This window comes from Haloparvum alkalitolerans (assembly GCF_050122995.1).
GTDB lineage: Archaea > Halobacteriota > Halobacteria > Halobacteriales > Haloferacaceae > Haloparvum > Haloparvum alkalitolerans.
Window position 1 is genome coordinate 34005 of sequence record NZ_JBNLIA010000005.1, and the last position, 14114, is coordinate 48118.

The following is a 14114-nucleotide window of genomic DNA, read 5'->3' on the forward strand; positions in this document are numbered from 1 at the left end:
ATGTTCGCGGGGATGGGTTCGCGGGGCGCTGAGCGCGGCCGCGGAACTGCGGTCACTCGACGGTGCTCTCGGCCGCGAGGACCTCGAACGCGTCGCCGAAGACGTCGAGCGGGTCGGCGCCGTCGGCGACGCGCTGAACCGCTTCGTCCAGCGCGTCGCGGTCGCGAATCGTCTCCCGGAAGACGGAGCCGCCGACGGCGTCGTGGAGGTCGGCGGCGGCCGCCTCGCGGACCCGATCCCCGAGCGCCGGCCAGGTGGTCCAGTCGGCACCCAAGCCGACGGCGTGCTGGGCCCGCGGCTCCTCGACCGTGTCGCGGCGACGGGCGTATGCATCCGCGTAGTCGGCGAGCACGGTGAGGCGGTCGAGCGGAACCCCCGCGATGAACAGCGACAGCGACACCTCGTCCGGGCCGCCGATGTCGTGACGTTCCGCGCGGTAGTTGCGGGCTGAACAGCCCGTCCGGGCAGCGACCGCGTCCCGGACCTGGTCGTACTGTGTGCTGAATGAGCCGCTTCTTGGGTCGTACGCACGTGAGTGATACACGGCTCGGAACGACGGGTGATGCGGCGCCTGGGCCGGATCGATCGGGTCCACCGGCACGAGCCCGTCGTCGAACGCCCGGTCGAGTTCGGCCGCGAAGCTGTGGGCGAGGAGGTCCTCGTCCGACTCCACGAGGTCGGTCTCGGCGATGTCGGTGACGCCGACTATCTCGTCCGGCGAGGCGTCCAAGTGGGTGACGTACGGGTCGCCGTCGTCCGTCGGCGGGAAGGGGTCGCCGTCCGTGTCCACCGCGTACGGGTTCTCGGAGTCGAAGGGCGGCACGTCCGCCCAGCAGTCCCGGAGCGCGTCGAGACGGTCAGCGAGGCGCGACGCCCGGTCGCGACGTTCGGCGGCCGCCTCGCGAGCGTCCGCTATCGGGTCGAGGTAGGCGGCGACGAGCGCGGCCTCCGCGTCGCTCCGCGGCGGCTGGAAGTCGCCGGAGAGCCCCCAAACATCCCCTCGAGCGGGCGGTCGCCGGCGTCGCTCCGTCCGCGAGCGAGCGTGTCGAGGGCGGTGTCGAGGCGATCGAGAACGCCGTCGAGCGCCTCCTCGTCCGGGAGACGGACGTGTGCGTCGCCGAGTTCTCGGTCGAAGGCGAGCGGCTCGCGCCCGAGGAAGCGGTCGGCGAACGCCTCGACGACATCACCGACCGTCGCCGCCCGCAGGTCGTCGATCGCGTCGGCACGTTCCCTGAGGCGGGACGCCTCGAACGAACAGGAGAACGCCTCGGGATGGGGGGAAATCTCGAACCACTCGTCGGCCTGGCGGACGTGCGCCTCGTACCGCTCCGTCCAGTCGGGCCCAAGTATGCCACTGAGAAGCCCCCGTGACTCGAGAGCGTCCCGCTTCGCTCCCTTGACGTGGTCGAAGGCGTCGCGGATCGAGGCGATGTCGATCGGGTCGACCCCGATCTCGTTGAGCCCGGCGTTCACGGCATCGGCCTCCGGAAGCCGGAGGTCGATCTCCTCGACGGCTTCGACGGTCGTCGCCGCCTCGACCTCGCTGACGGCGCGCTCGACCGCGTCCACGAGGTCGTGGATGCCGTTCCGGACCGCCTCGGCGCGTTCACCGATCGCGGTCAGCCGCTCGACGGACCTGGACACGTCGTGCGCCCACGACTGGAGCTCCCCGCGGAGGTCCTCGCGAACCGCCTCGCGGAACGACTCGGCGTCCGCGAGGACGTCGTCGAGCTCATTCACAGTCTCGTGAGCCGCCATACTCCGCTTCTCGAGTTCGCTGATGTCGGTGGGGGGATAGCCGCGATCGAGATCGAGGAGGCGGCGGAGACTCCGACGCACGAGGGCGACGTCGTCGGCATCGAACCCCGTCTCCTCGACGTTGATCGCCTCGATCGCGGCAAGAAGGTCGCGACGCCGTTCGACGGTTCGGAACTCGGCCGCGATGGCATCGAAGAGGTCCTCCGCGAGCCCGCCGGCCTCCGCGACGTGGTCGGCGTAATGCTCGACGATCGACGCGAGCGTACCGGGAGCGGACGCAACGAAGTCGCGAACGGCGTCAGCGCCGTCGTCGCGGCCGCCGTCCTCGATGACTTCGGCGGCCTCGGTTCGGATCGCCTCGATCGAGGCGTCGAAGCCGAGTCGTTCGAAGACCGGGTCCTCGAGCGTCGTTCCGACCAGGTCGTCTACGAGACGGCTTCGGAGGGAGCGTGCGGCCGCCTCGTCGATCGGACCGCCGCGCGCGGCCGTGTCCGTGAGGACGCGTTCCGCTGTGTCCGGAAACCGCTCGCGGAGGGAAGACTCGACGACATCGTAGCGTTCGGCTTCCGCCTGGAGCGCGTCCCGCTTCCGGTCAACGAACTCGGCGACGGCCTCGCGCGTCTCCTCGTGCGCGGAGATCGGGTATTGAACGGTGCGCGTGGTCGCGACGGTGAACGGTGCATACGCCGTCGGGCCGCCCGAGAGGTCGAGAGAGAGCCCGGACCCGCCCCCGTTCCGCAGGGCGCCCTGATGGGCGAGGAACGCTCGGACGGCGTTCGCCTCGAACGCCGCCGGATCGGCGTCGGCCGGGAAGGGGAGCAGCGTCACCGTGTCGAAGGGGCTCTCCCCTGCGAGGAACGCGTGTTCGAGTTCCGAGAGCGCCGCGTGCGCGTTCGCGAGTGTCGCCGTAGACTCGGACGGATGCGGCAACACCGCGTAGAGGTCGGTCCGCCGGCCCTCGAGGTCCGCGGCGAGATCGAGGACGGTCCCGGATCCGGTGCCGCCGCCCAGCGACGCAACGAGCGCGACGTCGTCGTCGGCCGTCGTCGGCGGAGCGATCGAACCGCCGGAGAACGACGCCGCGTGATAGAGCGCCTTCGCGAGCGACCGGAACCGGTACGTTCCGCCGCCGATCCCCGCATCGTCGAGCGTCTGCAGCGGCTCGGTGCGGTCGTCGAGCCACCAGCTGTCGAGGCCCTCGGCCTCGCAGAGGTCGCGGACGAAGGGTTTGTTGGTCAACCGGGCCGGGACCTCGCCGCCGAGCGCTTCGGGGAGGAACACCGGACCGTGAAGGGAGAGACCGTCGGGCTGCCCGTCGACGCGCGAGCGGACGGCCTCGAAGCCCTCCCTGGTTCGCGCGGCCGCTTCGCGGTGCCAGTCACCGTCGGTTTCCGTGTCGATGATCGCGGCGGAGAGCCCGTCCGAGCCGTCGTCCGTGAGCACCTGCTCCAGAACGTCGTCCCGCCGCAGGAGCCGGTGGACGATCCGCGTACCGCCGCCGCCAACCCCGATCAACACGTCGGGCGTACAGATCCGCATGCCGACACGATGGGGGAGGCGGGTGTTAAACGTTCAGTGAGTGCCGGCGCCGCGCGGGCGCCTCCGCGGCCGCGTGTGCGTCACCTCACTCCCCGCCGCGGACGGCGACATCGGCGACCGTGGGGAGTCGCCAGCCGTACGCGACCGCGGCCAACCGGAGGCCGACCGTGACGGCCGCGCAGGCCGCAGCTGCGAGTCCGGCCGCGCCGACGGCGGCGGTCGCCCAGTAGGTGACGCCGCCGAGCACCGCGGGGGTCGCGTAGAAGTCCTCGAAGAGGATGAACGGCGGGCGATCCAGTAGCACGTCCGCGGTCGCGCCGCCCCCGACGGCGTTGATCGTCGCGATAGCGACCACGCCGAACGCGGAGACACCGGCGTCCGTGGCGACGATCGCCCCGGCAGTCGCGAACGCGGCGAGCCCGATCGCGTCCGCGAGCAGCGTCACCGGGTGCGAGTCGGGCGCGTCGAGCAGGAGCGGCAGCCCGATGGCGAGCGCGACGCCGACCAGCGCCAGTCCGATCTCGACCGGCGACTGGAGGACGAGCGGGACGCGGTTGACCAGCAGGTCGCGGGTCGTCCCGCCGGCGAACGCCATCGCCAGGCCGACGATCGCGATCCCGAGCAGGTCGTACTCCTCGCGGACGGCCTTCGAGGCGCCGACGAACGCGAACGCCACGAGCCCGACCGCGTTCATGACCGCGAAGGGGTCGCGAACGGCGGCGACGAACTGCTCCGTAAGCACGACGATAGCTACGAGGGGCGCGCTGTTGAGTCCATCGGCTTCGACAAGCGCGTCCCGAAGCCGCCACCGACCCGCGGAGCGGCGGACGCGACCGAATCGGGGCCGCGCGCCTCAGTCGGAGCGCGCCAGCGCCCGCTCGAGGTCACGTCTGGCCTCGTCGAGCCGGGAACCGAGCTCCCCGACGGCGGCGAGGACCGGGTATCGGTCGTCGAGCCCGGCGTAGAGGTACGCCGGAACGTTCGGGAACGAGGAGGGGAGGCGCATCCGCCGCCGCTGCTCCCGGAGGTCGGCCTGCCGCCGGGCGGCGAGCGCGTCGCACTTCCGACGCAGTACCGGCACCTGCGCGCGGCGAGCGTCGAGTGCGCCGAAGTCGCGGTCCGCGTGCCGGCCGTCGGTCAGGTCCGCGACCGCCTCGCGGAGGGCCGCGACCACGGACGCGCCGTGCTCGAGTGACTCCGCCTCCGCGTCGAGCGTGTCGAGGAACACCGATCGTTCCTCGATGGCCGTCTCCGTGCGGTCGATCAGAGTCCGCCTGGACCGGTCGTCGAAGGCGGACTGGCCGGTGAGGATCAGCGCGAGGTCGGCGCCGAACTCGGCCTCGACGCTCGCCTCGTACGTCTCGTCGTAGTCGGCGGCGAAGTGCGGGACGCTCATCACCGTCTCCTCGTAGGCGGCCTTCACGGCGCGGAGACCTCGTCCCGCGGGATCCACGCGGGAGCGGAGCGGCGGGCCGCGGGCGGGCACCGCCTCGGCGGCGATGCGTTCGAGCCGGTCCCGGAACGCCGCGAACGCCTCCCGTTCGTCGACGATCTTGCGGCGTTCGACGCGGAGCGCATCGCTCGCGGCCGCGATCCCGTCCCCGGTCCCGGACGCGTCGGTCGGCGCGTCGGCGGTCTCCGTCATGGGGCGCACAAGCACCGCGGCGGGCATAAGCCGTTATAAGAGGGGTCCGGACGGGTCGGGTGGGCTCCCGAGCGCTCAATAGTCCCGGACCGATCTCCGGGCCGGTCGAGAGAGCTCATAGCAGACCTCTTGTTCTGACGGCTCACAGAGGAGGCCATGACCACCGACGACGCGCCCGACGCGGTCCCGCTGCGAGCGGACCCGGCCCGCCCGGTCGTGCTCGCGTTCGTCTGCGTCCGCAACGCCGGTCGGAGCCAGATGGCGAGCGCCTTCGCGGAGCGCGAGCGCGCGGCGCGCGGCCTCGAGGAAAGCGTCGACGTCGTCACGGGCGGCACCGACCCCGCCGATCGCGTCCACCCGGTCGTGGTCGAGGCGATGCGGGAGGTCGGCGTCGACCTCTCCGACCGCGAGCCGCGCGCCGTCTCGGAGGCCGAACTCGCCGACGCGGACGTGGTCGTCACGATGGGCTGTTCGACGCTCGACCTCCCGGGCGTCGACGACCGGGACTGGGCGCTACCGGACCCCGGAGAGCGGCCCCTCGAGGAGGTCCGCGAGATCCGCGAGGAGGTCGCGGACCGGGTACACGCCCTGTTCGACGGGATCGAGGCCCCACCCGACCGCGCCGAGGACGGGGCCTCGGAGTAGTCGCCCTCACTCGACGTGGACGCGGGAGACGTGACCGCCGCAGCCGCACCGCTCCACGTACTCCCACTCCAGGTCCGCGACGTCGCCGTCCGCCGCCGCGAGCGCGTCGTAGAGGTACGTCTCGGGGTGGCCGTTGTCGCCGTGGGTGACGAGGTTGACGTGATTGCCGGGCGCCGTGTGCGCTATCGCGTCGAGCGCCTCCTCGACCACTCGGTCGGGGTCGCCGGCGTGTTCTGGCCCCTCGAGGTTCGCCGACCAGGAGTTGTCGTGCGTCTCGTCGGTCACCGCGGTCGCGTCGGCGGAGTGTTCCGTGGCAGTCATCTCACATATTCGTCGGTGCTCGCCCCCCGTGTCTCCGTTGCCGAATATGTTCGGCACCCGTTGGCGGTGCGTGAGAACTCGCGGGTGAACCCTAAGGGCGGGCGTTCGGAGATAGTCCCGTATGCGCCTGGAACGGAAGACGATCGCGAAGATCATCGCCGTGGTGTTCGTCCTCAATCTCGCGGTGATGGGCGGCGGCGCCTGGTTCGCGTACCAGGAAGCCCCCCCGATACCCGAGGAGGTCGTCGGACCCGACGGCGAGGTGATCGTGACGGGCGAGGAGATCAGGGACGGCAAGCGCACCTTCCAGCGGAATGGGCTGATGAACCACGGCTCCATCCTCGGCAACGGGGCCTACTACGGCGAGGACTACACCGCCGACGCGCTGGAGTTGAAGGTCCAGCATATGCGCGACTACTACGCGCAGGAGCGGCACGGGAGCGACTACGCCGCGCTGGACGACAGCGAGCAGGCGGCGATCGCCGAGGTGGTCAGAAACGACCTCGACGACCGGAGCGGGACGACCGCCGCGAGCGGCACCGCGGACGGCGGCGTCATCGCCTACTCCGCGGCCGAGCTGTACGCGCACCAGCAGGTCCGCGAGGAGTACGTCGAGCGCTACCACGAGGGCGCACACGACCGCGGCGTCCCCGCGGGGATGATCGACTCGGAGGCCGACGCCGAGCGGTTCGCTGACTTCGCGATGTGGACCGCGTGGTTCTCCCACGCCGACCGCCCGGGGAGCGACCACTCGTACACGAACGACTGGCCCTACGCCCCCGGCGCGGGCAACGACGCGACCGGCGCCGCGATGACGTGGAGCGTGATCGCGATGGTGTTGCTGGTCGCGGGCGCCGGCTTCGGGATCTGGCTCTACCGCTCCGTCCGCCTCCCCGAACCGGAGGTCGAGGGCATCTCCGTGCCCGCGCCGGGCGACGTGAGCGTGTTCCCCAGCCAGCGCGCCGCCCTGCGGTTCGTGCCGGTCGCCGCGGGGCTGTTCCTCGCGCAGGTGCTGTTGGGAGGGCTGCTGGCGCACTTCTACGTCGAGCGGGCCGGCTTCTTCGGGGTCGAGGAGGTGTTCGGCGTCCACATCCTCCAGATCCTCCCGTTCGCCATCGCGAAGACGTGGCACATCGACCTGGGGATCCTCTGGATCGCCGCGACGTGGCTCGGCGCGGGGCTGTTCCTCCCCGCGCTGTTGACCGGCCACGAGCCGAAGCGGCAGGCGACGTTCGTCAACGGGCTGCTCGCCGCGGTCGTCGTGGTGACGGTCGGCGGCCTCGGCGGCATCTGGCTCGGCGCGAACGGCTACTTCGGCGACCTCTGGTGGGTCCTCGGCAACGAGGGGCTGGAGTACCTCGAGGTCGGCAAGCTCTGGCAGGCCGGCCTGCTGGCCGGGTTCCTCACGTGGGCGGTGCTCGCGATCCGCGGCCTGAAGCCGCTGCTCGACCGCGAGCCGCCGTACGGGCTCGCGCACATGATCCTCTACGCCGGTAGCTCCATCGCGCTGCTGTTCACTGCCGGGTTCATGTTCACCCCCGAGACCAACATCGCCGTCACGGAGTTCTGGCGCTGGTGGGTGGTCCACATGTGGGTCGAGGGCGCCTTCGAGTTCTTCATCGTCGCCATCATCGGGCTGACGCTCGTCTCGATGAACCTGCTCTCCCGGCGCAGCGCCGAGAAGGCGGTGATGCTGCAGGCGCTCCTGGTGATGGGGACCGGCGTCATCGGCGTCTCCCACCACTACTGGTGGATCGGGATGCCCGACGCGTGGATCCCGATCGGGAGCGTCTTCTCGACGCTGGAGCTGATCCCGCTCGTCTTCATCCTCTACGAGGCGCTCGGGCAGTACGACGCGATGACGACGGACGGCGAGTTCCCCTACCGGCTCCCGTTCCTGTTCATCGTCGCCTCCGGCGTCTGGAACTTCGTCGGCGCCGGCGTGCTCGGGTTCTTCATCAACCTCCCCATCATCAACTACTACGAGCACGGCACCTACCTCACGGTCGGGCACGCCCACGCGGCGATGTTCGGCGCGTTCGGTTTCCTCGCGCTCGGGATGGTGACGTACATGCTGCAGATCGCCATCGATCCCGAGCGCTGGGACGGCACGTGGCTCCGCGCGGCCTTCTGGTGTTGGAACGCCGGGCTGGCGCTGATGGTGTTCGTCTCGGTGCTCCCGGTCGGCTTCATCCAGCTGGAGGCCGCCTTCACCGAGAGCTACGCGGTCGCCCGGAGCGTGGCGTTCTACTCGCGGCCGATGGTCCAGAACCTGTTCTGGGCGCGGCTCCCGGGCGACACGCTGCTCATCCTCGGGACCGCCATCTACGCCGCGGACCTGGTCCGCAAGCGGTTCGTCCTCCGGGAGTCCGCGGACGACCCCGACGTGGACGACATGGCGGTCGCGGAGGGGGTCCTGAGCGAGGACTGAGCGCCCGCCGGGGAACGGCCCCCCCGCTCCGTCCGCCGTCCCGTGGCTACCGTTAAGTACCCCGACCGCTTTGAGACGGGACGAATGTCCCACGACGTGCAGGCCAGACTGAGCGATCTCCGGCGCGCGTTCCACCGTCACCCCGAGCCCGGCTGGCGCGAGTTCCGGACGACCGCCCGCGTCGTCGAGGAGCTGGAGCGGATCGGCGTCGACGAGATCGCGGTCGGTCGCGAGGCGCTGGCGACCGACGATCGGATGGCCGTCCCCGACGAGGCCGACATCGAGCCGTGGCTCGACCGGGCGCGCCGGGCGGGCGTCCGCGAGGACATCCTCGACCGGACGGCCGGCGGCCACACCGGCGTCGTGGCGACGCTCTCGCGGGGCGAGGGCCCCTGCGTCGCGGTCCGCGTCGACCTCGACGGGATCTCGATGCACGAGTCGGACGCGGCGACCCACCGACCGACCGCGGAGGGGTTCCGCTCCGAGCACGAGGGGTACATGCACGCCTGCGGACACGATGCGCACATCGCGATGGCGCTCGGAGCGCTGGAGGCGATCGAGGCGAGCGCGTTCGAGGGAACGTTCAAGGTCCTCTTCCAGCCCGCCGAGGAGATCTCCGGTGGCGGGAAGGCGATGGCCGAGAGCGGGCACCTCGACGACGTGGACTACCTGCTGGCGCTCCACATCGGCCTGGACCACCCCACCGGCGAGGTGGTGGCGGGGATCGAGAAGCCGCTGGCGATGGCACACCTCACTGCGACGTTCGAGGGCGCGAGCGCCCACGCGGGCAAGGCGCCGAACGAGGGGGCGAACGCGATGCAGGCCGCCTCGGCGGCGATCCAGAACGCCTACGCGATCCCCCGCCACCGCGACGGGTCGACGCGCGTGAACGTCGGCCGCATCGAGGGGGGATCCGCGAGCAACGTCATCGCCGAGGAGGTGACGCTGGAGGCCGAGGTCCGCGGCGAGACGACGGCGCTGATGGAGTACACGCGGACCGAGTTGGAGCGGGTGCTCTACGCGGCCGCCGAGATGCACGACTGCGACGTGACGCCCCGGATGATCAGCGAGTCGCCGCGCGTCGACAGCCACCCCGCGCTCCGGGACCTCGTCGGGAACGTCGCGTGGGAGGTCGCGGGCGTCGACCGCGTGATCCCGACCGAGGAGTTCGGCGTCAGCGAGGACGGGACGTATCTGATGCAGCGCGTCCAGGACAACGGCGGCCTCGCCTCCTACATTCTCGTCGGGACCGACCACCCGACGAGCCATCACACGCCCACCTTCGACATCGACGAGGCGAGCCTGGACATCGGCGCGACGCTGCTGGCGGAGACCGCCGTCGAACTCTCGCGCAGACGCCCGTAGTCGGCCTCGCACGGACGCCCGCGGGCGCCGGAATCGGACGGCTGCGGCGCCCACCGACCCCGCGGACCAGTACTGTTAATCCGTTTGCACCCGGTAGTGCAGCCATGAGCAAGGACGACGTGCCGGAGTCGCTCGAGGCGGCGGCTGACGCGGACCGGCCGCGCGGGATCCTCACGCCCTCCGACCGCGACTTTCTGCTCGGACGGAAGACGGACTACACGGACCACTCGCGGAAACAGAAGCGCAACCGGATCCGGCGCCGAGTCCGGAACGCCATCCTCGATTTCAGCATCCTGTTCGAGTGCATGGAGGAGCGCGACCTGAACACCGTCTTCGACCCCGACGACGAGGACCGGGAGGCGTACACGCAGGGGATCACCGACATGCTCGCGTTCCTCCACCTCGGGACGATGGGCTACCACACGCCGTTCAAGGACATGCTCTCGGAGGGCGTCGGCAAGGCCGAACAGCGGCTCGCGGGGTCGAACTACCGGATGGTCAACGTGGAGTTCAACGTCGAGCCGGTCGGCCAGATCGACGTGGACGAGGTCGTCTCGAAACTGGAAGACGAGGAGTTCGCGGAGCTCACCGACGAGGAGCTCCGGGCGTTCGTCCGCCTGCTGACGATGTCCGACTCCTTCTCTCCGGAGGACGTCGGCGAGGAGATCAAAGAGCACGTCGACGAGTTCGCCGAACAGCTCACGGAGAGCGCCTCCTCCCACGAGGCAACGATCGAGGAACTCACGAACTGACGGCGAGTGCGGCGGGCGACGTCGATCATCGAAAATCGGTTACGCGTGCCGGCCGCAACGCCGGAGCCGCCGCCGCCAGTCCGCCAACGCGGCCGCGAGTAACCGATACTCGAACCGGGGCGTTCGGAAGCGAGTGGACGAGTCGTGTTCGTTTCCGCCATCTGATCAACGATCAGTCATTTTTACTCTCATAGAAGATCGAACGTGTTCCTATCAGCAGAAAATGACTATGTGCGTCGAATATACATAATCTGTATAGAAAAGCGCGGAGTGAGAAACACTTATTGTGTATAGTTTCGATCGAATCCCCATGCCATCTCGTAGCATGGTACGCGATAGGTGGAGACAGGGTGCTTCGACCGGCCGCGACCTCGCTCGCGGGGGTGAGACCGGATGAGCGACGCCGACTCCGGACTGTTCGACGAGTTCCGCGAGGAGATCGACCCCGTCGTGTTCGCGTTCGGCGCGCTGCTGACGCTCGGGGTTATCGGGGCGTTCTTCGTCAGCCCGAGCACGGTCGAGAACGGGATCACCTCGCTGAACAACCAGCTGCTCGGCGCGTTCAACTGGGCGATGCTGCTGATCGTCTTCCTGATCGTGCTGTTCCTGCTGTTCCTGATCGTGGGGCCGTGGGGCGGCATCAAGCTCGGCGACGAGTCGCCGGAGTACAGCTTCCTGTCGTTCTTCGCGATGCTGTACTCCGCGGGCTTCGCCGCGGGCGTCGTCTTCTGGGGGCCGACGGAGGCGCTGTTCTACTACAACAACCCCTCGCCGCTGTTCAGCGGCGTGGAGGGCGGATCGGCGGAGGCGATGACCGTCGCCGTCCAGCAGACGCTGTTCCACTGGGCGCTCCCGCAGCTGGCGGTGTTCACGATCATGGGCATCGCCATCGGCTACTTCGCGTACAACTACGAGAACGTCCCGCTTCGGGTCTCCTCCGCGCTCACGCCGCTGATCGGGGCGGAGAACCTCGACGGGCCGTTCGCGAAGGTCGTCGACATCCTCGCCGTCTTCGCGACCATCGGCGGCGTCGCCACCTCGCTCGGCTTCATCGGCAGCCAGTTCGTCACCGGCCTCGACTACCAGTGGGGGATCAGCATGGGGGACTGGGGGATCCTCCTCGTCGTCACCATGATGACGCTGCTGTTCACGACCTCGATGGTGCTGGGAGTCGACAAGGGGATCCGCCGGCTCTCGAACTTCAACATGGTCCTGTTCGTCGTGCTCATGTTCGCGACGTTCATCGTGGGACCGACGCTGTTCCTCGTGCTGCTGGGTACGCAGGCGTTCGGCGGCATGATCAGCGAGTTCGTCTCCATGAGCCTCTTCACCGGCGCCGGACCGATGGGCGGCGGTGACGCGAGCGCGACGGGGTGGATGAACGCCTGGACCGTCTTCTACTGGGCGTGGGCGCTCTCGTGGTCGCCGTTCGCGGGCCTGTTCATCGCCCGCATCTCGAAGGGCCGGACCGTCCGCGAGGTCGCGTTCACCGGGATCGTGGCGACCTCCGCCGCCACCATCCCGTGGTTCACGTTCGTCGGCGGCACCGCCGTGTGGGCGCAGCACAACGGCATCGCCGACTTCGGCGCGGTGCTGGCCGGCGAGGCCGGGCCCGAGGTCTCCGGCTTCATCCTCTTCGAGGCGCTGAACTTCACCCTGAGCCTCGGCGGCGCGTCGCTGACGGTCCCGATCGGGTCGGTGTTGATCTACCTGTTCATGATCCTCGTGACGACGTTCTTCGTCACGTCCGCCGACTCCTCGACGCTGGCCGTCTCGATGATGACGACCGGCGGGAAGGCCAAGCCGTCGAACGTCAACCGGATCTTCTGGGGCGTCGTGCTCGGCATGACCGCGGCCATCCTGATGATCCTCGGCGGCACCGGCAGCGCGAACACGCTCCAGCAAGCGGCGATCATCACCGGAACGCCGTTCGCGTTCGTCTGCTTCCTCGCCATGCTGGCGCTGATACGGGACTTCAGCAAGCACTACGACCAGGTGCTCCTGCAGGACGAGACCGTGCTGTTCGGGTCGGCCGAGAAGGTGGAGTCGCAGTCCGGCTCCGCCGGATCGCCCGAAGTCGACGACGACTGACACCGCACCACCGGTCGCGCGGCCGGCACCGGACGTGCTGGTCGCGGTCGGCACCGGGCGTCCCGGTCGCGGCCGCCACGGCAGTACGTCCCCGAGGAGGAGGTCACGGTCGCCAATCACACCACGCGTCCCGCCTCGCGGGCGTGCCATAACAAGTTTTAATGTAAGACATACACATAAACTGTGTATGGATAGGGACACGGCGGAGCCCGACGCGGACGCGCTTCCGGGGCCGAACGCGCAGCGCTGGGTCGACTTCCACCAGCAGCACGCCGCCCCCAGCGAGTACTCCCACGAGTTCGTCTGGGACGTGACCCGCGAGGCCGACGGCCCCTTCGTCACCGACGTCGACGGCAACGTCCTCCTCGATTTTACCTGCCACATCGGCGCCGCCCCGCTCGGCTACAACAACGAGAAGGTGCTCTCGAAGCTTCGGGCGTTCGACCTCGTCGAGCCGATGAAGATCGCGGGTCAGGACATGTACTTCGGCGCCGGAGCGACCCCCGAGGAGTCGGAGGTCCCCGGTTCCAGCCACCTCATGGAGCGGCTGGTCGAGGCGACGAGCCACTACGGGATGGACACGGTGTTCCTCTCGAACTCCGGCGCGGAGGCGATGGAGAACGCGATGAAGATCACCCACGACCACCGCGCGCCCGCGAAGTACGGCGTCGCGTTCGACGGGAGCTTCCACGGCCGCACGCTCGGGACCCTCTCGGTGACGAAGTCGAAGGACGTCTACACGCGCCACTACCCCGAGATCAGCGGCGTCGAGACCGTCCCCTTCTGTGCCGACCGCGGGTGCGACGCGGGGACCTGTGACTGCGGGTTCTTCGCCGGCGGCGGCTCCCGGCTCCGGAATATGCTCGCGCCCGAGGGCGGCCACGTCGACCCCGACGAGGTCGCGTTCCTCACGCTCGAACCGATCCAGGGCGTCGGCGGCTACCGGTTCCCGAGCGAGGCGTTCATGGACGAGGTCGCGGCCGTCACCGAGGAGTACGACATCCCGCTGGTCGTCGACGAGATCCAGTCCGGCGTCGGCCGGACCGGGGAGATCTGGGCCTCGGACCACTACGCCATCGAGCCGGACGTGATCGCGAGCGCGAAGGCGTTGCGCGTCGGCGCGACGATCTCGCGCTCGGACGTGTTCCCGAGCGAGAAGAACCGTCTCGGCTCGACCTTCGGGGGCGGCGACGTCCTCGGGTCGATGATGGGCGCGTTCACGCTGGAGGCGATCGAGGAGCACGACCTACTGGACAACGCCACCCGCCGCGGTCGGCAGGCGACGGAGCTCCTCCGCGACGACGCGCCCGACCACGTCGTGGACGTGCGCGGGAAGGGCCTGATGCTCGCGGTGGAGTTCGACACGCCCGAGCGGCGCTCGGCCGTCGTCGAGGCCGCGCTCGACCGCGGCCTGCTCACGCTCGGCTGCGGGAAGAAGACGGTCCGGCTGCTCCCCCCGCTGGACTCGACGGAGCGCGAGATCGAGTTGGGGATCGGGCTCTTCCTCGACGCGATCGACGCGGTGGGCGCGAGCACGGCCGTGGCCTGACCGCGTCCGTCGCGCCGA

At 69.8% G+C, this 14114-nt stretch carries 11 protein-coding genes; 6 read left to right on the forward strand and 5 right to left on the reverse strand.

The features are described 5' to 3' along the window. Positions 1 to 52: 52 nt before the first annotated feature. The 4 genes from ACQE3L_RS07410 to ACQE3L_RS07425 all read right to left on the reverse strand — a co-directional run bounded on the left by ACQE3L_RS07410 (position 53) and on the right by ACQE3L_RS07425 (position 4942). Positions 53 to 823: a hypothetical protein gene (locus tag ACQE3L_RS07410; RefSeq protein ID WP_426963138.1), complete on the reverse strand. Its 771-nt coding sequence runs from the start codon at positions 821 to 823 to the stop codon at positions 53 to 55. Positions 824 to 912: 89 nt separating this feature from the next. Continuing rightward, positions 913 to 3297: a hypothetical protein gene (locus ACQE3L_RS07415; RefSeq protein ID WP_426963139.1), complete on the reverse strand. Its 2385-nt coding sequence runs from the start codon at positions 3295 to 3297 to the stop codon at positions 913 to 915. 85 nt (positions 3298 to 3382) lie between these two features. Continuing rightward, positions 3383 to 3991, reverse strand: a complete 609-nt coding sequence (locus ACQE3L_RS07420) for a trimeric intracellular cation channel family protein (RefSeq protein WP_426963348.1) — start codon at positions 3989 to 3991, stop codon at positions 3383 to 3385. Between the two features lie 159 nt (positions 3992 to 4150). Further along, positions 4151 to 4942: a DUF7260 family protein gene (locus ACQE3L_RS07425; RefSeq protein ID WP_426963140.1), complete on the reverse strand. Its 792-nt coding sequence runs from the start codon at positions 4940 to 4942 to the stop codon at positions 4151 to 4153. Between the two features lie 156 nt (positions 4943 to 5098). On the opposite strand from ACQE3L_RS07425, the gene ACQE3L_RS07430 reads away from it, so the two are divergent. Further along, positions 5099 to 5587, forward strand: a complete 489-nt coding sequence (locus ACQE3L_RS07430) for an arsenate-mycothiol transferase ArsC (RefSeq protein WP_426963142.1) — start codon at positions 5099 to 5101, stop codon at positions 5585 to 5587. Between the two features lie 6 nt (positions 5588 to 5593). Here the strand turns inward: ACQE3L_RS07430 and ACQE3L_RS07435 are convergent, their stop codons facing one another. Beyond that, positions 5594 to 5908, reverse strand: coding sequence for a CGCGG family putative rSAM-modified RiPP protein (locus ACQE3L_RS07435; RefSeq protein WP_426963143.1), 315 nt, complete (start codon positions 5906 to 5908; stop codon positions 5594 to 5596). Positions 5909 to 6029: 121 nt separating this feature from the next. Between ACQE3L_RS07435 and ACQE3L_RS07440 the strand changes: the two genes are divergently transcribed. The 5 genes from ACQE3L_RS07440 (at position 6030) to ACQE3L_RS07460 (ending at position 14096) form a co-directional block, all read left to right on the forward strand. After that, positions 6030 to 8339: a nitric-oxide reductase large subunit gene (locus ACQE3L_RS07440; protein ID WP_426963144.1), complete on the forward strand. Its 2310-nt coding sequence runs from the start codon at positions 6030 to 6032 to the stop codon at positions 8337 to 8339. 84 nt (positions 8340 to 8423) lie between these two features. After that, positions 8424 to 9704, forward strand: coding sequence for an amidohydrolase (locus tag ACQE3L_RS07445; RefSeq protein ID WP_426963145.1), 1281 nt, complete (start codon positions 8424 to 8426; stop codon positions 9702 to 9704). 104 nt (positions 9705 to 9808) lie between these two features. After that, on the forward strand, positions 9809 to 10456 hold the full coding sequence (locus tag ACQE3L_RS07450; RefSeq protein WP_426963146.1) for a DUF8102 family protein: 648 nt from the start codon (positions 9809 to 9811) through the stop codon (positions 10454 to 10456). A 393-nt stretch (positions 10457 to 10849) separates the two neighbouring features. After that, positions 10850 to 12547, forward strand: a complete 1698-nt coding sequence (locus ACQE3L_RS07455; protein WP_426963147.1) for a BCCT family transporter — start codon at positions 10850 to 10852, stop codon at positions 12545 to 12547. 187 nt (positions 12548 to 12734) lie between these two features. Further along, entirely contained in the window at positions 12735 to 14096 is a 1362-nt protein-coding gene (locus tag ACQE3L_RS07460) for an aminotransferase class III-fold pyridoxal phosphate-dependent enzyme (RefSeq protein ID WP_426963148.1), read from the forward strand. The last annotated feature ends 18 nt before the right edge of the window (positions 14097 to 14114 follow it).

Coding starts and splice junctions, on each gene's coding strand:
- ACQE3L_RS07415 (WP_426963139.1), bottom strand. CDS start 3,297: ATGCGGATCTGTACGCCCGACGTGTTGATCGGGGTTGGCGGCGGCGGT.
- ACQE3L_RS07420 (WP_426963348.1), bottom strand. CDS start 3,991: ATGAACGCGGTCGGGCTCGTGGCGTTCGCGTTCGTCGGCGCCTCGAAG.
- ACQE3L_RS07425 (WP_426963140.1), bottom strand. CDS start 4,942: ATGACGGAGACCGCCGACGCGCCGACCGACGCGTCCGGGACCGGGGAC.
- ACQE3L_RS07430 (WP_426963142.1), top strand. CDS start 5,099: ATGACCACCGACGACGCGCCCGACGCGGTCCCGCTGCGAGCGGACCCG.
- ACQE3L_RS07435 (WP_426963143.1), bottom strand. CDS start 5,908: ATGACTGCCACGGAACACTCCGCCGACGCGACCGCGGTGACCGACGAG.
- ACQE3L_RS07440 (WP_426963144.1), top strand. CDS start 6,030: ATGCGCCTGGAACGGAAGACGATCGCGAAGATCATCGCCGTGGTGTTC.
- ACQE3L_RS07445 (WP_426963145.1), top strand. CDS start 8,424: ATGTCCCACGACGTGCAGGCCAGACTGAGCGATCTCCGGCGCGCGTTC.
- ACQE3L_RS07450 (WP_426963146.1), top strand. CDS start 9,809: ATGAGCAAGGACGACGTGCCGGAGTCGCTCGAGGCGGCGGCTGACGCG.
- ACQE3L_RS07455 (WP_426963147.1), top strand. CDS start 10,850: ATGAGCGACGCCGACTCCGGACTGTTCGACGAGTTCCGCGAGGAGATC.
- ACQE3L_RS07460 (WP_426963148.1), top strand. CDS start 12,735: ATGGATAGGGACACGGCGGAGCCCGACGCGGACGCGCTTCCGGGGCCG.